General features: G+C 72.6%; 21 protein-coding genes. 7 read left to right on the top strand and 14 right to left on the bottom strand.

Annotated elements, in window-relative coordinates:
• Nucleotides 1-54: 54 nt before the first annotated feature.
• From rplT to infC, 3 genes are all read right to left on the bottom strand, one after another.
• On the bottom strand, nucleotides 55-441 hold the full coding sequence (rplT, locus tag AB8A24_RS17890; RefSeq protein ID WP_007263143.1) for a 50S ribosomal protein L20: 387 nt from the start codon (nucleotides 439-441) through the stop codon (nucleotides 55-57).
• 98 nt (nucleotides 442-539) lie between these two features.
• Entirely contained in the window at nucleotides 540-734 is a 195-nt protein-coding gene (rpmI, locus tag AB8A24_RS17885; protein ID WP_030012385.1) for a 50S ribosomal protein L35, read from the bottom strand.
• Between the two features lie 102 nt (nucleotides 735-836).
• Nucleotides 837-1,571: a translation initiation factor IF-3 gene (gene infC / locus AB8A24_RS17880; RefSeq protein ID WP_030387120.1), complete on the bottom strand. Its 735-nt coding sequence runs from the start codon at nucleotides 1,569-1,571 to the stop codon at nucleotides 837-839.
• A 324-nt stretch (nucleotides 1,572-1,895) separates the two neighbouring features.
• Here infC and AB8A24_RS17875 point away from each other — a divergent pair, with 324 nt between their 5' ends.
• The gene (locus tag AB8A24_RS17875; RefSeq protein WP_030723460.1) at nucleotides 1,896-2,273 is read left to right on the top strand and encodes a DUF1844 domain-containing protein; all 378 of its coding nucleotides are present in this window, start codon (nucleotides 1,896-1,898) and stop codon (nucleotides 2,271-2,273) included.
• Between the two features lie 96 nt (nucleotides 2,274-2,369).
• Here the strand turns inward: AB8A24_RS17875 and AB8A24_RS17870 are convergent, their stop codons facing one another.
• From AB8A24_RS17870 to AB8A24_RS17855, 4 genes are read right to left on the bottom strand one after another with little or no spacing between them, the layout of a single operon-like run.
• The gene (locus AB8A24_RS17870) at nucleotides 2,370-2,711 is read right to left on the bottom strand and encodes a hypothetical protein (protein ID WP_328964003.1); all 342 of its coding nucleotides are present in this window, start codon (nucleotides 2,709-2,711) and stop codon (nucleotides 2,370-2,372) included.
• 13 nt (nucleotides 2,712-2,724) lie between these two features.
• Nucleotides 2,725-3,465 carry an SseB family protein gene (locus AB8A24_RS17865; protein ID WP_369476559.1) on the bottom strand — a complete coding sequence of 247 codons (741 nt, stop codon included), beginning with the start codon at nucleotides 3,463-3,465 and terminating at the stop codon, nucleotides 2,725-2,727.
• 21 nt (nucleotides 3,466-3,486) lie between these two features.
• Nucleotides 3,487-4,692, bottom strand: coding sequence for a type VII secretion-associated serine protease mycosin (gene mycP, locus AB8A24_RS17860; RefSeq protein ID WP_328964001.1), 1,206 nt, complete (start codon nucleotides 4,690-4,692; stop codon nucleotides 3,487-3,489).
• The gene (locus tag AB8A24_RS17855) at nucleotides 4,689-5,501 is read right to left on the bottom strand and encodes a hypothetical protein (protein ID WP_328964000.1); all 813 of its coding nucleotides are present in this window, start codon (nucleotides 5,499-5,501) and stop codon (nucleotides 4,689-4,691) included. Before AB8A24_RS17855 ends, mycP begins: the two co-directional genes overlap by 4 nt.
• Before the next feature lie 408 nt (nucleotides 5,502-5,909).
• Here AB8A24_RS17855 and AB8A24_RS17850 point away from each other — a divergent pair, with 408 nt between their 5' ends.
• A complete protein-coding gene (locus AB8A24_RS17850) occupies nucleotides 5,910-7,112 on the top strand; it encodes an amino acid deaminase/aldolase (protein WP_328963999.1) in 1,203 nt (400 codons plus the stop codon).
• 76 nt (nucleotides 7,113-7,188) lie between these two features.
• Here the strand turns inward: AB8A24_RS17850 and AB8A24_RS17845 are convergent, their stop codons facing one another.
• The 4 genes from AB8A24_RS17845 to AB8A24_RS17830 all read right to left on the bottom strand — a co-directional run bounded on the left by AB8A24_RS17845 (nucleotide 7,189) and on the right by AB8A24_RS17830 (nucleotide 12,101).
• Nucleotides 7,189-8,466 (bottom strand): haloacid dehalogenase-like hydrolase, encoded by a 1,278-nt coding sequence (locus AB8A24_RS17845; protein WP_328963998.1) that lies wholly within the window; start codon nucleotides 8,464-8,466, stop codon nucleotides 7,189-7,191.
• A gap of 62 nt (nucleotides 8,467-8,528) precedes the next feature.
• Complete coding sequence (locus AB8A24_RS17840) at nucleotides 8,529-9,314, bottom strand: 3-oxoacyl-ACP reductase (protein ID WP_052877158.1); 786 nt, start codon at nucleotides 9,312-9,314, stop codon at nucleotides 8,529-8,531.
• A gap of 5 nt (nucleotides 9,315-9,319) precedes the next feature.
• Entirely contained in the window at nucleotides 9,320-10,666 is a 1,347-nt protein-coding gene (locus AB8A24_RS17835; RefSeq protein ID WP_369476555.1) for an aldehyde dehydrogenase, read from the bottom strand.
• A 70-nt stretch (nucleotides 10,667-10,736) separates the two neighbouring features.
• A complete protein-coding gene (locus AB8A24_RS17830) occupies nucleotides 10,737-12,101 on the bottom strand; it encodes a glutamine synthetase family protein (RefSeq protein ID WP_328963996.1) in 1,365 nt (454 codons plus the stop codon).
• A gap of 77 nt (nucleotides 12,102-12,178) precedes the next feature.
• Between AB8A24_RS17830 and AB8A24_RS17825 the strand changes: the two genes are divergently transcribed.
• From AB8A24_RS17825 to AB8A24_RS17810, 4 genes are all read left to right on the top strand, one after another.
• A complete protein-coding gene (locus AB8A24_RS17825) occupies nucleotides 12,179-12,925 on the top strand; it encodes an FCD domain-containing protein (RefSeq protein WP_328963995.1) in 747 nt (248 codons plus the stop codon).
• A gap of 123 nt (nucleotides 12,926-13,048) precedes the next feature.
• Nucleotides 13,049-14,527: an ethanolamine permease gene (eat, locus tag AB8A24_RS17820; protein WP_266389544.1), complete on the top strand. Its 1,479-nt coding sequence runs from the start codon at nucleotides 13,049-13,051 to the stop codon at nucleotides 14,525-14,527.
• 44 nt (nucleotides 14,528-14,571) lie between these two features.
• The gene (locus tag AB8A24_RS17815; protein WP_328963994.1) at nucleotides 14,572-15,279 is read left to right on the top strand and encodes a gamma-glutamyl-gamma-aminobutyrate hydrolase family protein; all 708 of its coding nucleotides are present in this window, start codon (nucleotides 14,572-14,574) and stop codon (nucleotides 15,277-15,279) included.
• 116 nt (nucleotides 15,280-15,395) lie between these two features.
• Nucleotides 15,396-16,787, top strand: a complete 1,392-nt coding sequence (locus AB8A24_RS17810; RefSeq protein WP_369476552.1) for a hypothetical protein — start codon at nucleotides 15,396-15,398, stop codon at nucleotides 16,785-16,787.
• Here the strand turns inward: AB8A24_RS17810 and AB8A24_RS17805 are convergent.
• Nucleotides 16,707-17,630: a LysR family transcriptional regulator gene (locus AB8A24_RS17805; RefSeq protein WP_328963991.1), complete on the bottom strand. Its 924-nt coding sequence runs from the start codon at nucleotides 17,628-17,630 to the stop codon at nucleotides 16,707-16,709. The two genes, AB8A24_RS17810 and AB8A24_RS17805, sit on opposite strands and share 81 nt — an antisense overlap.
• Before the next feature lie 70 nt (nucleotides 17,631-17,700).
• Between AB8A24_RS17805 and AB8A24_RS17800 the strand changes: the two genes are divergently transcribed.
• On the top strand, nucleotides 17,701-18,819 hold the full coding sequence (locus AB8A24_RS17800) for a TDT family transporter (protein ID WP_369476550.1): 1,119 nt from the start codon (nucleotides 17,701-17,703) through the stop codon (nucleotides 18,817-18,819).
• Between the two features lie 494 nt (nucleotides 18,820-19,313).
• On the opposite strand, the gene AB8A24_RS17795 is transcribed toward AB8A24_RS17800, so the two are convergent.
• Nucleotides 19,314-19,964 (bottom strand): DUF1707 domain-containing protein, encoded by a 651-nt coding sequence (locus AB8A24_RS17795; RefSeq protein WP_369476548.1) that lies wholly within the window; start codon nucleotides 19,962-19,964, stop codon nucleotides 19,314-19,316.
• Between the two features lie 119 nt (nucleotides 19,965-20,083).
• Nucleotides 20,084-21,052: an ATP-binding cassette domain-containing protein gene (locus AB8A24_RS17790; RefSeq protein ID WP_328963216.1), complete on the bottom strand. Its 969-nt coding sequence runs from the start codon at nucleotides 21,050-21,052 to the stop codon at nucleotides 20,084-20,086.
• Nucleotides 21,053-21,055: the final 3 nt, after the last annotated feature.

Here is a 21,055-nt window from a genome sequence, read left to right as displayed (position 1 = left end):
GAATGCCTGCGGGTCCGTGGGGGCCGGCCCTGTACGAGCTGGGCCGGCTAGCCCTTAGGCAGCGGCCTTGGGGGCGTTGACGTCGGCCGGGAGCGCCTTCTGCGCGACCTCGACGAGCGCGGCGAACGCGTTGGCGTCGTTGACGGCCAGCTCCGCGAGGATCTTGCGGTCCACCTCGATGTTGGCGGCCTTCAGACCCTGGATGAGGCGGTTGTACGTCATGCCGTTCTGGCGGGCAGCGGCGTTGATGCGCTGGATCCACAGCTGACGGAAGTCGCCCTTGCGCTTCTTGCGGTCGTTGAAGTTGTAGACCAGCGAGTGGGTGACCTGCTCCTTGGCCTTGCGGTACAGGCGCGAACGCTGACCGCGGTAGCCGGAGGCCGCCTCGAGGATCGCCCGGCGCTTCTTGTGGGCGTTTACTGCCCGCTTGACGCGTGCCACTTTTTAACTCCTTGTAGCGGGGCCGTGGGTGTCTTCACACGGCCCGAATTCGATGGGGTCCCGGTCCGACGTCCGCTCCCTGTCGGGAGCGGAGGACGTCAGATGCCGAGAAGCTTCTTGATCTTCGCGGCGTCGCCGGGGGCCATCTCCGCGTTGCCGGTGAGGCGGCGGGTGACACGGGACGACTTGTGCTCGAGCAGGTGGCGCTTGCCGGCGCGCTCACGGAGCACCTTGCCGGAGCCGGTGACCTTGAAGCGCTTCTTGGTACCGCTGTGCGTCTTGTTCTTCGGCATGGCGCCGTTATCTCCTCGTCGGTGGCGCTCCCGCCGGTCCTGGGGGACCGGCTGACGGGAGCGTCATGTTGTGTCGGTGATCCGAGACGGGCTGCCTCGGAATCAGGCCTCGGCGTTCGCCTCGTCGGCCGGCGCCTCGTCGGCAGCGGCCTCGGTGGCCTCGGCAGAGGCGACCTCGGTGGTGTCATCGACCTCGACGGCGGCGTCCTCGGAAGGAGCCTCGTCATCGGTGTGGGCGACACCCTGGCGCTCCGCCTTGCGGGCGGCCTGCGCCTCGCGGGCTTCGGCCATCGCCTCGGTCTTCTTCTTGTGCGGACCGAGGACCATGATCATGTTTCGGCCGTCCTGCTTCGGGTTCGACTCGATGAACCCGAGGTCCTCGACGTCCGAGGCGAGACGCTGCAGCAGTCGGTAGCCGAGTTCCGGCCGGGACTGCTCGCGACCACGGAACATGATCGTGATCTTGACCTTGTCGCCCTGCTTGAGGAACCGAACGACGTGACCCTTCTTGGTGTCATAGTCGTGCGGGTCGATCTTCGGCCGGAGCTTCATTTCCTTGATGACCGTGTGCGCCTGGTTCTTGCGCGCCTCACGGGCCTTCATGGCCGACTCGTACTTGAACTTGCCGTAGTCCATGAGCTTGCAGACCGGCGGGCGTGCGGACGCCGCGACCTCGACCAGGTCGAGGTCGTACTCCTGCGCGAGCTCAAGCGCCTTGGCAAGCGGCACGATGCCGACCTGCTCGCCGCTGGGACCGACAAGCCGTACCTCGGGAACGCGAATCCGGTCGTTGATGCGGGGCTCGGTGCTGATGGATCCTCCTCGGTAGCACCACACGGCTGCCTGGCAGACAGCCGCTGACGTGTATTTCCGTCAGACCGACCGCGGCGGGAGAATCAAAAAAGCCCCGCCGGGCACAGGCAGGGGCTCCAAAACAACCGGAACACCGCCGCATGCGAACGCGGGGCGTAAACTCGGGCAGCTTTCCATCGTCCGTACGGAACGATGGATGCCACCTGACCGGTGACCCGCCGCCCCGGAGGGCAGTCAGGTGGGAGAACGGAGCCTCCACTTGTGGGCCGGGCACAGAAGTGTCCGGCCGGTCGAAGTACATACTAGCACCCGTGCCGCAAGCCCGCCGCACGGCATATCGTGGGACGCATGACTGACGCGACACCCCCCACCGAACCCGCTGCCGACGGCGCCCCCGACTACGACACCATGACCCGCGACATCGCGGACGTGCCCGCCGTCGAGGTGATCACCACGGTGGCCGTGCACCTGCTGAGCGCCGCGGCGGTCAACCTGGGCCTGGACAAGCCGGACTCCGAGCACAAGGACCTCGACGAGGCACGCAAGCTGATCACGGCCCTGGCCGGCCTGGTCACCGCGAGCGCCACCGAGATCAGCTCCTTCCACGCCGCCCCGCTGCGCGACGGCCTGAAGTCGCTCCAGCTGGCCTTCCGCGAGGCCTCGATCGTCCCGGACGAGCCGGGCCAGGGGCCGGGCGAGAAGTTCACGGGCCCCGTCTTCGGCTGAGTCCGCACACGTAAGGACACGTGACGACGGCCGGTGCACCCCTCGCGGGGTGCACCGGCCGTCGTCATGTCCGGGGTCCGCGCGGCCGCCGTACGGTCAGGGCCGCGGGTCGAGCAGGTCGGCCCGGCGGTGCAGTTCCTCGGCCTCCTCGTCCCGGTCCGGGCCGAAGGCGAGGAGGTCGTCGGCGGCCTCGCGCAGCAGGGCCGCGTCGTGCGGGCGCTGCAGGCAGACCAGGCGGTAGGCGAGGTTGCGGGCGTACGGCGGCAGGCCCGGCCAGTACTCGCCGATCACCTCGCGGAGCGCCGCGAGCAGCTCGTCGGGGTCCGCGAAGGTGACCGCCTCGACGAACTGCAGGATCGCCCCCATGCATTCCTGCGCGGTGGCATCGGTTCGGTACTCGGGGACGGCCTGGCGCATCCGGTCCGGCAGATCGCTCACGGGACTCCCCCGGTCAGCGGGTGAAGAGGGGCTCGCCGGGCGGGGCCGGGGCGTCCGACGGGAGCAGCGCCAGGTCCAGGCCTCGGACCAGCCGGGCCCGCAGGGTGGTGTCCGCCGCCAGCGCCTCGGCGACGCTCCGGGCCGCCGCGGGCGCCTGCGCGCCCTCGGCCAACACGATCGCCAAGGTGCCGTCGGAGTCGGCGCCGCCCGGGACGAGGTGGGCGCGCAGCACGGCCGGCTCGGCGGACACGGCGGCGCGTACGGCCTCCCGTACGGCGGGGTCGGCCAGGGGGCCCGCGTCGGCGCGGCCCTCGGCGAGCGCGAGCAGCGCGGAGCCGGTCAGCTGGTAGGTGACGGGGCCGGCCAGGTCCAGGACGACGGTGTCGGCCTTCTCGTGCGCGGCCGCCGCCAGTGCCTGGTGCAGCGGGACGGCCACCGGCCGGGCCGCGGGGTCCCAGAGCGCGAGCGAGGCGATCGAGGTGAAGGCGGGCAGGGCCCGCCGGTCGCCCGCCCGCAGGGTCGGGACGGCCATGTCGCTGGTCTTCTCGCGCTTCAGGCCCGTCTCCGGGTCGGTCTCCACCTCGCCGAGGACGGCGACCACCGGGACGAGCAGGCGGGCGCCCTTGAGCGCGGCCAGCACCTCCGGCTCCTTGGCCCGGTCCTCGGACCAGGCGGCCAGGGCCGCGGTCAGCCGGGGATCGGCGGAGCCGTCGTCGTCGGAGAAGCCCGGGTCGGGAATGTTCTTGTTCGCCATGTTCGCCACAGTTACCCGACCCTACTGTGCCGGGTACGGGTCCTGGTCGCGGCCCCGGGTGCCCCGGCGCGGGCGCCTGGCCAGTACGGCGGCCAGTGCGAGCAGCACCGCCCCCGCGACGGCCGCCGCCGGGGCCCGTAGGCGGGCGCCGCGCTCGGGCGGGCGGACCGGTTCGGGGCCGGGGCCGAAGTAGGTGCTCCCGGCCGCCGCGGGCGCGGGCACCGGGGCTTCCGGGCGCACCTCGTCGGCGGCCTGGAGGGCGGCGACGGGATCGACCAGCCCGTGGCCGCGGGCGTCGTCGCGGCCGCCGGCCGGGGAGTCGGAGGCGGTCGCCTCCAGCAGCTTCTTCACCTGGGCCGGGGTCAGGTCCGGGTGCGCGGCCAGGAGGAGGGCCACGGCGCCGGAGACGAAGGCCGCCGCGGCGCTGGTGCCCCAGCCCTCGTAGTACGAGCGGTCGGGGTCGGCGATGACGACGTCCACGCCGGGGGCCGCGACGGTCGCGTACCAGTTGCGGGTGGAGAACGTGGCCTTCTTGCCGCGCCGGTCGACGGCGGTGACGGCGATGACCCCGGGATAGGCGGCCGGGTAGGAGACACGGTCGCCCGACTCGCCGCCGTTGCCCGCGGAGGCCACGACGACCACGCCCTTGGCGAGGGCGTACTGGACGGCCTCGTCCTCCCCCGCCTCGTGGTGGGCGGAGTCGCTGTCGTCGCCGAGCGACAGGTTGATCACGTCGGCGCCGTGGTCCGCGGCCCAGCGGATGCCCTCGGCGAGGGCTCCGCCCTTGCTGTCGCGGGCCTGGGCGCGCCCCGGGTCGCCCTCTTCGAGGATCACCCGGACGGGCAGGATCCGAGCCTGCGGGGCGATGCCGAGGACGCCCTGACCGCGGCTGGGGCCGTGGCCGTGCCCGGCGATGATGCTCGCCATGGCGGTTCCGTGGCGGGCCCAGGCGCGGTCGCCGGGGCCGGCGCCCATGCCGATGAGGTCGGTGCCGGCGAGGACCTGACCGGAGAGGTCGGGATGGGATGCGTCGACGCCGGTGTCGAGGACGGCGACGGTCACTCCGGCGCCCCGGGTGGTACCCCAGGCCTCCTCGGCGCGCAGGGTCAGCAGGCCCCACTGACGGTCGCGGATGTTGTCGGCGGCGGCGGGGGTCGCGGTGGCGGACACCAGGAGGGTCGCGGCGAGCAGCGCGGCGGCCGCCTGCCCGGAGGCCCGGCGGATCATCGGGTGGGCTCCGGGGTGGGTGTGGTGGCGACCGGCGTGGTCGGTGCGGGCGGTGCGGCGAGGAAGGCGAGGCCGTGGCCGACGCGGTCGGCGAGCGCCCGGGCCTCGTGGCCGAGGCCTGCCTGGGCGGCGGCTCCGGTGGCGTCCTTCTTCATCAGGTCCTCGGCGGGGCGGGGTGCGTCCAGGCGGCGGCCGTCGGCGAAGGCGGAGACGGTGTAGACGACGACGGGCGCCTCGGGGGGTACGAAGGTGGCCCAGGCGGCGCGCTGCGCGTCGGTGAACCCGTACGCGGGCGGGGCGGGGATCCTCGTCTTGAGGGCGGTCATCGTGGCGGCGTCGGCGGGGGTGAAGACCATGCCGACGGTGATCAGGGAGCTGCGGGTGGCGTCGGTGTAGGTGGCGCGCAGCACGCGGGTGCAACCGGCGGCGGCCAGCAGGGCCTGCCAGTCGGCGGCGAGGGCGGCCGAGCAGTCGGCGTCGGGGGCGAGCGCGACCCGGGTCCAGGTGCGGTCGGAGCCGCCGGGGCCGGCGGAGGGGCCTGTCAGGACGGGCGGGAACAGGCTGTCGACGGGGGCGGCGCGCCACAGCGACCCGGCCTTGCGGTAGGCGGCGTCGGCGGGGAGGGGGCGGGCGGCGGCGCGGTGTTCGGCCCAGGTGGTGAGGGCGGCCCCGCCGACGAGGCCGCTGCCGAGGAGGACGCAGAGCGTGGCGGCGAGGACCCGTACGGGGTGGCGGCGGGGGTGGGCGTGCGCGGGCTGTGGCTGTTCGGGCTCGCCCAGGATCTCGGTCCGCGGTGTCGTCGTGGTCATCCGGCGGCTCCGCCCCCCGTTCCGTACGGCTGCCTCCCCGTACTGTACGGCGTCGCCGACGCGCGATGCCCCCGGTGCCCGCACAACGCCCCAGCCCCGAACGGGCCCCGAAACAGCCCCACCGGGGACAACCCGGCCCCGCCGGCGTTCGAGGCGCGGGGCCGGGGGGCGGAGCCCCGATCCTCGAGCCGCACCGGCGCGGGCAACCGCACCACCCGAGGCCGTCCACCCCCGCCGGGCCCCGAAATAGCCCCGCCGGCGTGTGAGGCGCGGGGTCCGGGGCGGAGCCCCGATCCTTGAGCCGCACCGGCGCGCGCGGCCGCACCACCCCCGCCACCACCCCCCGGGGGGAAAGGGCGGGTGAGCGACCTCTACCCACCGGTAGATACCTCTGGCAAGCTGCCGCCCATGAACTCCGCCGCCACCGATCGCGCCCGGTACGACCGGGCGACCGCGCACCTGGACGCGCCGCTGGCCATCGTGGATCTCGACGCCTTCGACGCCAACGCCGACGACCTTGTCCGCCGCGCCGTCGGCAAGCCGGTCCGGGTCGCGAGCAAGTCGGTCCGGTGCCGTGCGCTGCTGGAACGGGTCCTCGCCCGCCCCGGGTTCGCCGGGATCATGTCGTACACCCTCGCCGAGTCGCTCTGGCTGGCCCGCTCCGGGTTCGAGGACGTGCTCCTCGCCTATCCCTCCGCCGATCGGGCCGGCTTCGGTGAGCTGGCGAACGACGCCAAGCTCGCCGGCGCGGTCACGGTGGTGGTGGACGATCCCGCGCAGCTGGACCTGATCGACGCGGCCCGGGACGGCGGCGCCGAGGAGATCCGGGTCTGCCTGGAGCTCGACACGGCGCTGCGGCTGCTCGGCGGCCGGGTACGGATCGGGGCCCGCCGGTCTCCGCTGCGCGAGCCCGCCCAACTGGCCGATCTGGCCCGGGCGGTGGCCGCCCGGCCCGGGTTCCGGGTCGTGGGGCTGATGGCGTACGAGGGTCATGTCGCCGGGGTCGGGGACTCGTTGGCTGGTCGCCCGCTGCGGTCCCGGACGATCCGGCTGATGCAGGGCGCGGCCCGCAAGGAGCTGGCGGCGCGGCGGGCCGAGGTGGTGCGGGCCGTGCGGGCCGTCGTACCGGATCTGGAGTTCGTCAACGGTGGCGGTACCGGCAGCGTGCAGCAGACGGCCGCCGAGGACGCGGTGACCGAGATCGCGGCGGGTTCGGGCCTGTACATGCCCCGGCTGTTCGACAACTACACGTCGTTCAGCGGGCGTCCGGCGGCCCTGTTCGCGCAGCCCGTGGTGCGCAGGCCCGGGGTGGGTGTGGTGACGGTGCTCGGGGGCGGGTATCCGGCCTCCGGTGCGGCCGGGGCGGACCGGCTGCCGGTCCCGTACCTGCCCCAGGGGCTGCGCTACGACCCCCAGGAGGGCGCGGGCGAGGTGCAGACCCCGCTGCTGGGGAGCCCGGCCGACGATCTGCTGATCGGCGACCGGGTCTGGTTCCGGCACGCGAAGGCGGGCGAACTGTGCGAGCGGTTCGACACCTTGCACCTGATCGAGGGCGATCGGGTCACCGAGAGCGTCCCGACCTACCGCGGCGAGGGGCGGACCTTCCTCTAGAGGGGTGCCTTGCCGATCAGGGCGGGCTCGCCGCGGCCGGCACCGCTCCTGATCCACCCTGATCGACAGGACTCCCCTAGTACACGGAGTCGATCTGGTCGGGGACGACGCTGCGGTCGTCCCGCAGGACCGGGCCCTTGGTGCCGTCGTGGTCGACGTAGCCGGTCGTCGCGCACGGGTAGGGGTCGGTCTTGTGCTTCTTGGGCTCGATGAACATGGGGTTGACGATCCAGCGGCCGTCGCTGTTGTCGTATGCCCGGCACATCAGCTCGTTCTTGTTGCGGTTCACGACGAGCCGTAGGGCGGTGGCGTCGCGCAGGAAGGAGATGTCGGTGTCGGAGTCGCCGGCGGCGAACACCTGGCGGCGGGCGGCGGGCCGGACCCGCTCGGCGGCCGCGCCGCGTACGCCGAAGATCTCCTTGTTGATCCAGCAGCGTTTACCGTCGATGTAGGTGATCATCGTGTCGGCGCCGTCCCGGACGGATCCGCAGCCCTGGAGGTGGGCGGTGAACCTGCCGCCGTACGTGGTGGTGTTGCGGATGCCGATGACGTGGTCGGCCTCGATGCCGGCGCCCTGGGCCCAGACCTCGACCACGGGCTGCGGGGAGGCGGAGCTGATCCAGACGTCGAAACCGGCCTTCTGCAGCCCCTTGATCAGGTTCTTCTGCTGGTCGTAGTAGCGGACCCAGCCGGTGGCGGTGGTCGTGGTGCCGACCCGCTGCGTGGCGCCGATGGGCGCGGCGAGGTTCTCGGTGCGGGCGGCGGCGGCGAAGCCGCGGATCTCGCGGGCGGTCCAGCCCTGCGTCAGCTGGGACAGCCAGGCGTACGAGGGTTCGGTGGTGCGGCGGTCCCAGCCGGTGAAGGCGGGGGCTCCGGCGCGGGTCGCGGCGGTGCCGTAGACGGCGTTGATCTCGTCGGCGCAGGCCGCTCCGGCGGGGGTGCCGGTGGGGAGGGGGGTGCCGGGGCGGGCGAGGGCGTCGCAGGCGTCGGCCAGGGCCTTCGTGGCGGCGGGGGTGAGGTGGCGGCTGGTGGTGGACCAGTCACCGGCGGCGGGCCGGCGGATCCGGCCGTTGCGCAGGAGCCAGAACATGGTGGCGTCGCCGACGTCGTTCTTGACGACGGTGTTGTCCCAGTCGAAGACGGCGACGGGCTTGGCGCGGCCGGGCCGGTACGGGCCGCAGCTGCCGTACCGGTCGATGAGCTCCTGGAGGCGGGTCCGGTTGTCCCCGTACCAGCCGGATCCGATGGTGACCCGGGGACAGGGTGTGTGCGCGGCCTCGGCGGGTGGGGCCGCCAGGAGGCCGGATCCGGTGATCACCACGAGTGCGAGGGGGGCTGCCCATGTTCTCTGCATGCTGCTCCTTCGAGGATCGGGACAGCCCGAAGGGGCCGGCCGGGATGCGGTGGTGGCGGGGCCTACAGCGGGGTCACGTACGCGCCGGAGATACCGCCGTCGACGAGGAAGTCGGTGGCGTTGATGAAGGAGGAGTCGTCGCTGGCGAGGAAGGCGACGGCGGCGGCGATCTCGGTGGGCTCGGCGAAGCGGCCCAGCGGGATGTGGACGAGGCGGCGGGCGGCGCGCTCGGGGTCCTTGGCGAACAGTTCCTGCAGCAGCGGGGTGTTCACGGGCCCCGGGCACAGGGCGTTGACGCGGATGCCCTCGCGGGCGAACTGCACGCCGAGCTCGCGGGACATGGCGAGCACCCCGCCCTTGGATGCGGTGTAGGAGATCTGGGAGGTGGCGGCGCCCATGATGGCGACGAAGGAGGCGGTGTTGATGATGGAGCCGCGGCCCTGGCGCTGCATGTAGGGCAGGGCGGCCTTGCAGCACAGGTAGACGGAGGTGAGGTTGACGTCCTGGACGCGCTTCCAGGCCTCCAGGCCGGTGGTCAGGATGGAGTCGTCGTCCGGGGGCGAGATGCCCGCGTTGTTGAAGGCGATGTCCACGGAGCCGTAGGTGTCGAAGGCCGTCTTGAACAGCGCCTCGACCTCCTCGGGGCTGGTGACGTCGACCTTGACGAAGGTGCCGCCGACCTCTTCGGCCGCGGCCTTGCCGGCGGTCTCGTCGATGTCGCCGCAGACGATGTTGGCGCCTTCGGAGGCCAGGCGCCGGGCGGTGGCGAGGCCGATGCCGCTGCCGGCTCCGGTGATGACGGCGGTACGGCCGACCAGGCGGCGGCAGATGATCTCTTCGTTGGACATGTGCTTCAGGCCTCCGTGCTGATGAAGACGTTCTTGGTCTCGGTGAAAGCGGTGAGGGCGTCGGGTCCGAGCTCGCGGCCGAGTCCGGACTGCTTGTAGCCGCCGAAGGGGGTCCAGTAGCGGACGCTGCTGTGGGAGTTGACGGACAGGTTGCCGGCGGCGACGGCGCGCGAGACACGCAGTGCGCGCCCGATGTCGCGGGTCCACAGGGAGCCGGAGAGGCCGTACTCGGTCGCGTTGGCCAGGCGTACGGCGTCCTCCTCGTCCTCGAAGGGCAGGACGACGGCGACCGGCCCGAAGACCTCCTCGGCGGCCACGGGCGCGGTGGGGGCGACGTCCGTGACGAGGGTCGGCGGGTACCAGAAGCCGGGCCCCTCGGGGGCGGTGCCGCGGATCGCGGTGAGGTCGTCGGTGACGAAGGACCGTACGCGGTCCAGCTGGGTCCGCGAGATCAGCGGGCCCATCTGCGTCTTCTCGTCGAGCGGGTCGCCCACGGTCACGGCCGCGATGCCGGGGGCGACGAGCTCCAGGAAGCGGTCGTAGGCGGAGCGCTGTACGAGGATCCGGGTGCGGGCGCAGCAGTCCTGGCCGGTGTTGTCGAGGAAGGCCATGGGGGCGGCGCCCCCCGCCGCTTCGAGGTCGGCGTCGGCGAAGACGATGTTGGGGCTCTTGCCGCCGAGTTCGAGGGTGACGCGCTTCACCCGGTCGGCGCACTTGGCCATGATCTGCTTGCCGACGCGGGTGGACCCGGTGAAGACGATCTTCGCGACGCCGGGGTGTTCGACGAGCGCGTCGCCGGCGACGTCGCCGTGGCCGGGGAGCACCTGGAAGAGGTGTTCGGGGATCCCGGCTTCGAGGGCGAGTTCGGCGAGGCGCAGCGCGGTCAGCGGGGTGGTCTCGGCGGGCTTGAGCAAGACGGCGTTGCCGGCGGCGAGGGCCGGGGCCAGGCCCCAGGCGGCGATCGGCATCGGGAAGTTCCACGGGGCGATCACGCCGATGACGCCGAGGGGTTCGAGGAAGGTGATGTCGATGCCGCCGGCGACGGGGATCTGGCGGCCGGAGAGCCGTTCCACTCCCCCGGCGGCGAATTCGAGGAGGTCGCGTACGTTGCCGGCTTCCCAGCGGGCGTTGCCGATGGTGTGCCCGGCTTCGCGGACCTCCAGCTGGGCCAGTTCCTCGATGTGGCCGTCGACGACCGCGGCGAAGCGGCGCAGCAGCCGGGCCCGGTCGGCGGGGGCGGCCGCCGCCCAGGCACGCTGGGCCGTGGCGGCCCGGGCGACGGCGGCGTCGACATCGTCCCGTGTGGCGGCCGGGACGATGGCGACGGTTTCCTCGGTGGCCGGATTCAACACTTGCAGATTGAAGGGGGCCAGCGCATCGGACACGTGGTGCCTCACAGTTTCGTTCGGTGGTGTGCGGTGGCTACAGGCGTTCGAAGGAGCGGCGCAGCTCCCAGTCGGTCACCGCGGAGTCGTAGGCGTCGAGTTCCACGCGGGCCATGTTCCGGTAGTGCGCGACCACTTCGGGGCCGAAGGCGGCCTTGGCGATCTCGCTGTTCTCCCAGAGCTCGGCGGCCTCGCGCAGGGTGGCGGGGACGTGGGCGTAGTCGGAGGTGTACGCGTTCCCGCCGCAGGCCTCGGGGAGCTCCAGGCGGTTCTCGATGCCGTAGAGCCCGGCCGCGACCAGCCCGGCGACGGCGAGGTACGGGTTGACGTCGCCGCCGGGGAGGCGGTTCTCGAAGCGCATGGAGCGGCCGTGGCCGACCACGCGGAGGGCGCAGGTCCGGTTGTCCACGCCCCAGGCGACGGCGGTCGGCGCGAAGGATCCCGGCCGGAAACGCTTGTACGAATTGATGTTGGGGGCGTAGAGAAGGGAGAAGTCGCGCAGCGCGGCCAGCTGGCCGGCCAGGAAGTGCCGCATCACCGGTGACATTCCGCCCGGGCCGTCCCCGGCCATCGCGTTGCGTCCGTCGGCGTCGCCCAGCGAGAGGTGGATATGACAGGAGTTGCCCTCGCGCTCGTCGAACTTCGCCATGAAGGTGAGCGAGACACCTTCCTGGGAGGCGATCTCCTTGGCTCCGGTCTTGTAGACGGAGTGCTGGTCGCAGGTGGTGAGCGCCTCGTCGTAGCGGAAGGCGATCTCGTGCTGGCCGAGGTTGCACTCCCCCTTGGCCGACTCGACGATCAGGCCCGCGGCCTGCATCTCGTTGCGGATCCGGCGCAGCAGGGGTTCGATGCGGCCGGTCCCGAGGACGGAGTAGTCGATGTTGTACTGGTTGGCCGGGGTCAGGTCGCGGTAGCCCGAGTTCCAGGCCTGCTCGTAGGTGTCCTGGAAGACCATGAACTCCAGCTCGGTGCCGACCATCGCGGTGTACCCGGCCTCGGCGAGGCGTTCCAGCTGGCGGCGCAGGATCTGCCGGGGCGCGGCGACGACGGGCGAGCCGTCGTTCCAGGCCAGGTCGGCCAGGAGGAAGGCGCTGCCGGGGTTCCAGGGGATCCGGCGCAGGGTGGCGAGGTCGGGGTGCATGGCGAAGTCGCCGTAGCCCCGGTCCCAGGAGGACATCTCGTAACCGTCGACGGTGTTCATGTCGGTATCGACGGCGAGGAGGTAGTTGCAGCCCTCGGTACCGTGCTCGAGGACCTCGTCGAGGAAGAACTGTGCGGCGAACCGCTTGCCCTGGAGCCGCCCCTGCATGTCGGGGAAGGCCAGGACCACTGTGTCGATCTCACCGCTGGCGACGAGGGAGCGGAGCTCCTCGGGCGCGAGCGGCGGCTTGCGGTCTACCACTGGAATCTCTCCTTCGGTGAGCCGAGGAGGCCTAAGGTATTGAATAGAACCATTGCTTGGGAAGGGGAGGAGCCGAGATGACCGATACGGCGAGCGAAGGCGACGCCATCGCGCGACTGAATCCCGTACTGCGACAGGTGCGGGCGGGCAACGGTTTCGAGGAGGCGCTGGAGCAGATCCTGCAGGTGGTCCGACTGGGTCTGGTGCCGGGCGGCGAACGGCTGCCGCCCGAGCGTGAGCTGGCCGAACGGATGGGGATCAGCCGCGTCACCCTGCGCGAGGTGCTGAAGGTGCTGCAGGACCAGGGGCTGGTGGAGGCCCGGCGCGGGCGGTACGGCGGAACGTTCGTGCTGCCCCGGCCCGACACCCCGGCCGGTGGCGCCGAGGAGGAACTGCGCCGGCGTGTCGCGGGGGTGGACATCGAGGACGTCCTGCGATTCCGCGAGGTCCTGGAGGTGGGGGCGGCCGGACTGTGCGCCTCCCAAGGACTGACCGAGGAGGGCACCGAACGACTGCTCGGCGCCCTGACCGCCACCCATGACGCCCCGCTCGCCGACTATCGCCGCCAGGACACGCTCTTCCACCTGACCCTGTGCGAACTGGCCGGGTCCGCCACCCTGACGGCCCAGTACGCGGCCGTCCGGGCCGGCGTGAACGACCTGTTGGACTGCATCCCGCTGCTCGTACGCAACCTGGAGCACTCCCAGCAGCAGCACAGCACGCTGGTGGGGGCGGTGCTGGCTGGCGACGCGACCAAGGCCCGGGAGACCATGCGCGAGCACTGCTGCGGCACGGCGGCGCTGCTGCGCGGATTCCTGACCTGAGCCGCGCCGGGAGGCGGCCCGAGAGGGTTTCGTAACTTCTGTTTAACGCAGAGGTCTTGCGCACTCCCCCGCTCTAAGGCAAAGGTACGCCCCACAACCATTGCCCTGAGGCAGGAGCGCACGATGGCCGACGACATCGAGGCACGGCTCGCCGCCGTACCCGCACCCACCACATCCCCCGACGGCGGGGACAGCCCCGACGAGTACCTCGCGCGCCGGACGCTGCGCCGTGGCAGCGCCGGCTGGCTGCTCCTCACCGGTCTCGGCGTCGCCTATGTCGTCTCCGGGGACTTCTCCGGCTGGAACGTCGGCCTCGACAAGGGCGGCTTCGGCGGCCTCGCCATCGCCACCGTCCTCATGGGCGCGATGTACGCCTGTCTGGTCTTCTCGCTCGCCGAGCTGTCCACCATCCTGCCGACCGCGGGCGGCGGCTACGGTTTCGCCCGCCGCGCGCTCGGCCCGTGGGGCGGTTTCCTCACCGGCACCGCCATCCTGATCGAATACATCCTGGCCCCGGCCGCGATCGTCATCTTCATCGGCGACTACGTCGAGTCCCTCGGCCTCTTCGGACTCACCTCCAGCTGGCCGGTCTACCTCGGCTGCTTCGTCATCTTCATCGGCGTCCACCTCTGGGGCGTCGGCGAGGCACTGCGCTTCAGCCTCGTCGTGACCGCGATCGCGGTCGCCGCACTGCTGATCTTCGCGGTGGGGGCCTTCACCGAGTTCGACGCCTCCGGCCTGAACGACATCCCCGTCGACGCGAACGCCTTCGGCTCCAACTCCTGGTTGCCGCTGGGCGTGCTGGGCATCTGGGCCGCGTTCCCGTTCGGCATGTGGTTCTTCCTCGGCGTCGAGGGCGTCCCGCTGGCCGCCGAGGAGGCCAAGGACCCGGTCCGCTCGATGCCGAAGGCCCTCTCCATCTCCATGGGCATCCTCGCGCTGCTCGCCCTGATCACCTTCTTCGCCGCGACCGGCGCTCAGGGCGCCGACGCCGTCAAGGCCGCGGGCAACCCGCTGGTCGTGGCTCTGGAAGGGGACGGCGGCCCGACCGCGCTCAGCCGCTTCGTGAACTACGCGGGCCTGGCGGGCCTGGTGGCCTCCTTCTTCTCCCTCATCTACGCGGGCTCGCGCCAGCTCTTCGCCCTCTCCCGGGCCGGCTACCTGCCCCGCTTCCTCTCGCTCACCTCGAAGCGCAAGGCCCCGTACCTGGGCCTGATCATCCCCGGCGCCATCGGCTTCGCCCTCGCCGCGGCCACCGGCAACGGAGCCCGCATGCTCAACATCGCGGTGTTCGGCGCCACCATCTCCTACGCCCTGATGGCCCTCTCGCACATCGTGCTGCGCCGCCGGGAGCCGGACCTGGAGCGCCCGTACCGCACCCCGGGCGGGATCCTGACCTCCTCGGTGGCCTTCGCGCTCGCCCTGTCGGCCCTGGTCGCCACCTTCCTGGTGGACAAGGACGCCGCGCTCATCGCGCTCGCCGTGTACGCCGTCGCCCTGGCCTACTTCGCGCTCTACAGTCGCCACCACCTGGTGGCCTCGGCCCCGGAGGAGGAGTTCGCGGCTCTCGCGGAAGCCGAGGCGGAACTGACCCGCGACTGAAACCCTGATCCTGCCCCGCTCCACCCCTGTTGGAGGTAACGAACGTGCCCAGGCCGCTCATCGGCATCACCACCTACGTCGAGGATTCCACCCGCTACGGCGTGTGGGACCTCCCGACATCCCTCGTACCGACCGGGTACTACGAACTCGTCCAGGCGGCGGGCGGCGCGGCCGTGCTGCTCCCGCCGGACGAACCCGGGTCGGCGGCGGAGGTGCTGAGCCGGGTGGACGGCCTGGTCGTCGCGGGCGGCCCGGACCTGGACCCGGTGCACTACGGAGCCGCGCGCGACTCCCGTACGGGAGCCCCCGCCACGGTTCGCGACCACTGGGAGCTGGCCCTGATCGCGGCGGCGCTGGACGCGGACCTGCCGGTCCTCGGAATCTGCCGGGGCATGCAGGCCCTGAACGTGGCCCTGGGCGGCACGCTCGTCCAGCACATCGACGGGCACTTCGAGACCCCGGGGGCCATCTCCTGGCACCCGGTCCACCCGGTCCCGGGCACCCGCTACGCGGACCTGGTCCCGGAGGAGGCCCAGGTCCCGACCTACCACCACCAGGCCGTCGACCGGCTGGGCCGGGGCCTGGTCGTCTCGGCCCACGCGGTCGACGGCACGGTGGAGGCGATCGAACTGCCCGACCCCGAGCGGTGGGTGCTGGGCGTCCAGTGGCACCCGGAGCGGGACACGGACACGCGGGTGATGTCCGCCCTCGTCGACGCGGCCTCCGTCCGTACCGCGGTACCGGTGGGCTGACGGCCCTTCCCCCTCCGCCCCCGTCCCCACGCGCCCGACCGGCGCCCGGGGACGGGGGCGTGCGGGGCAGCCGTGCTCGAATGGCCGGTCGTTCGCCGGGCGGGCAGGCTGGAAAGGTGCGGACCGAGGCAAAGGGCACGGCATCCGGCCCGGTGTCCGGGTTCCTGGAGAACCCGATCGTCGGAATGGCCCCGTGGATCGTCTTCTCACTGCTGGTCGGCCCGGGGCGGTTCGAGCTCTCGGTCGGACTGGCACTGGCCACGGCCGTCGCGCTCATCGCGGCGAGCCACCTGATCAACCGCGGCAGCAGCTGGAAACTCCTGGAACTGGCCGACGTGGTGTTCTTCGCGTCGATGGCCGTCGTCGGAGCCCTGGCGAGCGAGGGGACGCTGCGCTGGCTGGAGACGTACGCGGGCGAGGTCTCCAACATCGCCCTCGCCGTCATCGCCTTCGGCTCGATGGCCGTGGGCATGCCCTTCACCATCCAGTACGCCCGCGAACAGGTCGATCCGTCGCACTGGCACGCCCCCGGCTTCGTCCGCGCCAACTACGTGATCACCGGCGTGTGGGGGGCGGCCTTCGTGGTGGCGGCCCTCGCCGGCGCCTACGGGGACCTGGTCCTGCACAACCCGAACAACATCTGGACCGGCTGGATCATCCAGATCCTGGCCATCGTCGCCGCGCTGAAGTTCACCGTCTGGTACCCGGAGGTCGTGCGCGCCCGCGCGGTCCGCGAGGCCACCGGCGAGGGCCCCGAACCCCCGGGCCCGGCCGGGCTGCTGCTGCCGCTGGCCGGCCTGCTGGTGCCGATCGGGATCGCGGTCCTCATCTTCGACGACATGTGGTGGCTGGGCGTCGCGCTGATCGTGGTGGGCTCGCTCCTGACGAAGCGGCTCAGCTCGGAGAGCGGAACCTCCCCGCGCGGCTCCGGGCCCGGCAGCCGTTCCTCACTCGGGCCGGACGAAGACCACCGACCGCAGTTCGAGGCGCTCCGAGCCGTAGCCCGTCCGCGGCCGCAGCGCGAACTCCCGGCCCGTGCAGTCCGGCTCCGTGAACACGAGCGCCACCTCGTCGGTCCGGTTGCGGGGCGAGTGCGCCGGGGAACTGGCTGCGGGGTCGGCCACCTCGGGCAGCGTGATGCACTCCCCGCTCGGCGGGTTCTCCAGTACGACCCTCAGCGGCGTGCCGTCGAGACCGGAGACCGTGTACTGGAACTGTCCCTCCGCGGCCGAGGCCGACGTCGGAATCGTGAGCAGCAGGGTGACGGCGCCGAAGGCGGCGACGGCGGCATGGCGAAGACGCATCTGGGTTCTCCTCGGGAGAGCGACAAACGTGCACGAGCCACCTTTCCGGCGTCGCGCACCTCGGTCACCGACCGCACCGCGCCGAATCGATCCCTCCTCGCCCGAACGGACCAGGGCGGCGACCTAGATCCGCCGGTGGGTGAGGGACAGCAGGTCACGGGCCGGGCCCGCCGGCCGGGAGCCCGTCGGCCAGACCGCCCGTAGGGCCCGGTCGAGCGGCGCGCCCGACACCGGGACCTCCACCAACCGCCGGGCGCCCAGCTCGTCCCCGACCGCCAGCTCCGACAGCACGCACGGCCCCGCGCCGCTGAGCGCCGCCGCCTTCACCGCCGTGGTCGACGCCAGTTCCAGCAGCGGCTCGGCCAGCCCGCCGGCCGAGACCAGCGCGGCGTCCAGGACCTGCCGGGTGCCCGACCCCCGCTCGCGCAGGATCAGCGGGGTCGAGGCCAGCTCCGCCGCCGACACCCCCCGGGCTCGGCGCGCCCACGGGTGACGGGGGGCCACCGCCACCACCAGGCGGTCCTGCGCGATCACCGCCGAGTCCAGTCCCTCGGGCACGGTCAACCCCTCAACGAAGCCGAGGTCGGCCTCGTGCGCGAGGACCCGTTCGGCGACCACCGCCGAGTTCCCGGCGTGCAGGGACACCGCCGTGTCCGGGCGCTGCCCGCGCAGGGCGATCAGCCAGCCCGGCAGCAGGTACTCCGCGATGGTCATACTGGCGGCCACCCGCAGCCGCGAGTCCCGCCGTCCGCGCAGCGCCTGCGCCCCCGCGTCGAAGGCCTCCGCGGCCTCCACCACCCGCCGGGCCCAGTCCGTGACGAGCGCGCCCTCGGCCGTGAGCGTCGAACCCCGCGGGGAGCGGTCCACCAGGGCCACGCCGAGCCGGGTCTCCATCGCCCGGATCCGGCTGCTCGCGGCGGGCTGGGTGATACCGAGACGCCGGGCCGCGCCGCTCAGGCTGCCGACCCGCGCGACCGCGAGCAGCAGTTCCAACGCGCCCAGGTCCGGTACCCGGTGTGCCAGCGGAACCCACTCCTCATTACCCATAACATCAGTTTATGGCCTCATAGAGAGATGGCCTCTGCCGCCCCGTACGCCCCGGCACGAGGCTGGAGCCATGGCCACCACCCTCGTGCGACCCCGCACCCAGACCACACCCGCAGTCCGGGCCCACAAGGCCCCCGCGCTGCGGCATCTCGGCCCCAACTGGTACGCCTGCGTCATGGGTACGGCGATCGTCGCCAACGCCGGCACGACCCTCCCGTACCAGCTCCCCGGCCAACGCGTGGCCTGCCTGCTCGTCTGGGCGCTGTCCGCCGTCCTCCTCGCCGTCCTGCTCACCGCCCGGGCCGGGCATTGGCTCCACCATCGCGACCAGGCCCGCGCGCATCTCCTCGACCCGGCCGTCGCCCCCTTCTACGGCTGCCTCTCGATGGCCCTGCTGGCCGTCGGCGGCGGCACCCTCATCGTCGGCAAGGACCTCATCGGGACGGGCGCAGCCGTCGCCGCGGACGCCGTGCTCTTCACCGTCGGTACCGCGATCGGCCTGGTCACGGCCGTGGCCCTGCCCTACCTGATGGTCGTACGCCACAAGGTCGAGCCCCAGCAGGCCACCCCCGTCTGGCTGCTCCCCCTGGTGCCGCCCATGGTCTCCGCCGCCCTCGGCCCGCTGCTGATACCCCACCTGCCCGCGGGCCAGCCCCGCGAGACCCTGCTGCTCGCCTGCTACGCCATGTTCGGCCTCAGCCTGCTCGCCACCCTGCTGATGCTCCCCCTGATCTTCGGCCGGCTGATCGTGGGCGGCCCCCTCCCCCTGGTCCTGACCCCCACCCTGTTCCTGGTCCTCGGCCCCCTCGGCCAGTCCACCACCGCCGTGAACCAGCTCGCCGATGTCGCCCCCGGGTCGATCGACGGCACCTACGCGGGCGCACTGGGCGCCTTCGCCGTGGTCTACGGGGTCCCGGTGATGGGCTTCGCCCTGCTGTGGCTGGCCCTGGCCACGGCCATGCTGATCCGGGCGGCCCGGAACGGCATGGGCTTCGCGATGACCTGGTGGGCCCTGACCTTCCCCCTCGGCACCTGCGTCACCGGAGCCACCGGCCTGGCCCACCACACCGGCCTGACCGCCTTCGCCTGGCTCGCCGCCGCCCTCTTCCTGGCCCTGCTGACCGCCTGGCTCCTGGCCGCCGCCCACACCCTGCGCGGCCTGCTCTCCGGCCGACTGCTCGCCGGCTGACCGATCCCTCGGCGGGGCGGGCGGGTCCGAGTCGTCCTGCGCACCGGGATCCGGGCGCGGTGCGGGCCGGTCCGCGGGTGCCGGCGGTGCGGGCCGGTGCGCGGGGCCGGGGAGGGGTGTCTCCTCGGCTCGCGCGTGGCGGGCATGTCTCGGCTGTGCGCGGGGTTGCGCGCTCGTCCTGCGGGGACACCCCTCCCCGTCCCCGCTCCCCACGCGTCGGGGCGGCTTCGGGAAGGATCCTGGGCGGTCCGTGGGTCCAGGTCGCACTGTCGGAGCCCTGCCGTGGGGCGGGGACACGGTGGAGTGTCCCCGCAGGACGAGTGCGCACCACCGGCTACGGCCGAGACATGCGGTACCGCGCGAGCCGAGGAGACACTCCGGCGGGGCACCGCCCCACACCACCCAGCCCCGCCGGCGTTTGAGGCGCGGGTCCGGGCAGCGCCCGGCGGGGTCCGGGGCGGAGCCCCGGCAACGGCGCCGCACACGCCGAGCGGCTACAGCTCTTTGCGGAGGGAGGGGCCATCCAGGGGCCGCTTGCGCTTCTTGACCTTGACCTCCACGCCACCCCAGAAGGCGAAGCCCGTCACCACCACCCGCGGCGCGCCCGGCTCGGCCGGGCCGGGGTTGTCACGCTGGTCGAAGGCGCCCATGAAGCCGAAGCCCCGGACGTCCACCTCCACCCCCGGCGGCACCGTGATCTCGATGCCGCCCATGACCGCGACGCAGTTGATCACCACCTCGCGCTGCGCGAACTCCGCCTCGCGCAGGTCCAGCTCCCCGCCGCCCCAGAACGCCACCGCGTCGAACCGCGCCGGCACCGTCCAACGGCCCTTGCGCTGGAAGCCCGACATGACCGCGACGGCCGTCGCCGAGCCGCCCGCCCCGCCGATCCGGCCCGTCCAGGGCTCGGCGGCCGCCGTCGCAGGGGCCACCGACCCGCCCGCCGGGGCCGGCAGGTCCCGCGTCAACGGTTCCAGTTCCGCGTACGTCCGCGACTTGTAGGCCGCCTCCAGCCGCTCCTCGAATTCCTCCATGTCGAGCCGGCCCTCGGCGACGGCGTCCCGCAGACGCTCCACCACCCGGTCCCGGTCGGCGTCCGACGCCCTCAGCTCCGGCAACGGCTTCTCCGGCCGCTCGTCACTCATGTGGACCAGACTAGGCAGGGTTGTCCGGTAGTTGTATGGCTCGACCCCTGAGATCGTCCCCGGATCGTCCCGGGCTTTCCCCTGACCTTTCCCGCCCGACGCCCCTGGTTCGGGCACCCTCAGCCCCGGCCCGCGTACATCCGCGCGATCACGTCCTCGATGTCCGGCTCCCGCACCGACAGGTCCACCAGCGGATAGTCCGCCGCCACCGCCGCCACCAGCGGCGCCGCCGAAGCCCCCGCCGGGAACGCCAACCACTGCCGCGGCCCCTCCACCTTCACCACCCGCGCCCCCGCCACACTGATCGGCGCGAGCTCCCGCTCCAGGTCCACCACCAGCGTCCGCTCGCTCTCCCCCACCGCCCCCGCCGCGTGCAGCCCGCCCAACGGCCCGTCGTACATCAACCGCCCGTGGTCGATCACCATCACCCGCGCGCACAGCTGCTCGATGTCCTGGAGGTCGTGCGTCGTGAGCAGCACGGTCGTGCCGAGTTCCTCGTTCAGCTGCCGCAGGAAGCCCCGTACCTTCGCCTTGCTCACCACGTCGAGCCCGATCGTCGGCTCGTCCAGGTACAGCACCTCCGGGTCGTGCAGCAGCGCCGCCGCGATGTCCCCCCGCATCCGCTGCCCCAGCGACAACTGCCGTACCGGTACGTCCAGCAGCTCGGCCAGGTCGAGCCGCTCCACGCAGCGCTCCAGGTTCTCCTCGAACCGCGCCCGCGGCACCCGGTACAGCCGCCGCATCAGCCCGTACGAGTCCTTCAGCGGCAGGTCCCACCACAGCGTGGTGCGCTGCCCGAACACCACCCCGATCCGGTGCGCCAGCCGCATCCGCTCCCGCGCCGGGTCGATGCCCGCGACCCGCAGCCGGCCGCCGCTCGGGGTCAGGATGCCGGTCAGCATCTTGATCGTGGTGGACTTCCCCGCGCCGTTGGGCCCGATGTAGCCGACCATCTCGCCCCGAGCGACCTCGAAACTGATCCCGTCCACCGCCCTGACCTGGCGTTTCTCCCGGCGCATCAGGCTCACCCGGCGCCGTACGTCAAAGACCTTCTCGACCCCGTCCAACGAGATCAGCACATCCGCCACAGC

The sequence above is a fragment of the Streptomyces sp. BF23-19 genome, from assembly GCF_041106355.1.
Taxonomy (GTDB): Bacteria; Actinomycetota; Actinomycetes; order Streptomycetales; family Streptomycetaceae; genus Streptomyces; species Streptomyces virginiae_A.
Note: the sequence above shows the minus strand (reverse complement) of the source record. Positions and strands in the feature narration are given on the sequence as shown.

What these genes read in the sequence shown, in the direction of transcription:
- rpmI (WP_030012385.1), bottom strand. Translation starts at nt 734, where the DNA reads ATGCCGAAGAACAAGACGCACAGCGGTACCAAGAAGCGCTTCAAGGTC.
- AB8A24_RS17875 (WP_030723460.1), top strand. Translation starts at nt 1,896, where the DNA reads ATGACTGACGCGACACCCCCCACCGAACCCGCTGCCGACGGCGCCCCC.
- AB8A24_RS17865 (WP_369476559.1), bottom strand. Translation starts at nt 3,465, where the DNA reads ATGGCGAACAAGAACATTCCCGACCCGGGCTTCTCCGACGACGACGGC.
- mycP (WP_328964001.1), bottom strand. Translation starts at nt 4,692, where the DNA reads ATGATCCGCCGGGCCTCCGGGCAGGCGGCCGCCGCGCTGCTCGCCGCG.
- AB8A24_RS17855 (WP_328964000.1), bottom strand. Translation starts at nt 5,501, where the DNA reads ATGACCACGACGACACCGCGGACCGAGATCCTGGGCGAGCCCGAACAG.
- AB8A24_RS17850 (WP_328963999.1), top strand. Translation starts at nt 5,910, where the DNA reads ATGAACTCCGCCGCCACCGATCGCGCCCGGTACGACCGGGCGACCGCG.
- AB8A24_RS17845 (WP_328963998.1), bottom strand. Translation starts at nt 8,466, where the DNA reads ATGCAGAGAACATGGGCAGCCCCCCTCGCACTCGTGGTGATCACCGGA.
- AB8A24_RS17840 (WP_052877158.1), bottom strand. Translation starts at nt 9,314, where the DNA reads ATGTCCAACGAAGAGATCATCTGCCGCCGCCTGGTCGGCCGTACCGCC.
- AB8A24_RS17825 (WP_328963995.1), top strand. Translation starts at nt 12,179, where the DNA reads ATGACCGATACGGCGAGCGAAGGCGACGCCATCGCGCGACTGAATCCC.
- eat (WP_266389544.1), top strand. Translation starts at nt 13,049, where the DNA reads ATGGCCGACGACATCGAGGCACGGCTCGCCGCCGTACCCGCACCCACC.
- AB8A24_RS17805 (WP_328963991.1), bottom strand. Translation starts at nt 17,630, where the DNA reads ATGGGTAATGAGGAGTGGGTTCCGCTGGCACACCGGGTACCGGACCTG.
- AB8A24_RS17800 (WP_369476550.1), top strand. Translation starts at nt 17,701, where the DNA reads ATGGCCACCACCCTCGTGCGACCCCGCACCCAGACCACACCCGCAGTC.
- AB8A24_RS17795 (WP_369476548.1), bottom strand. Translation starts at nt 19,964, where the DNA reads ATGAGTGACGAGCGGCCGGAGAAGCCGTTGCCGGAGCTGAGGGCGTCG.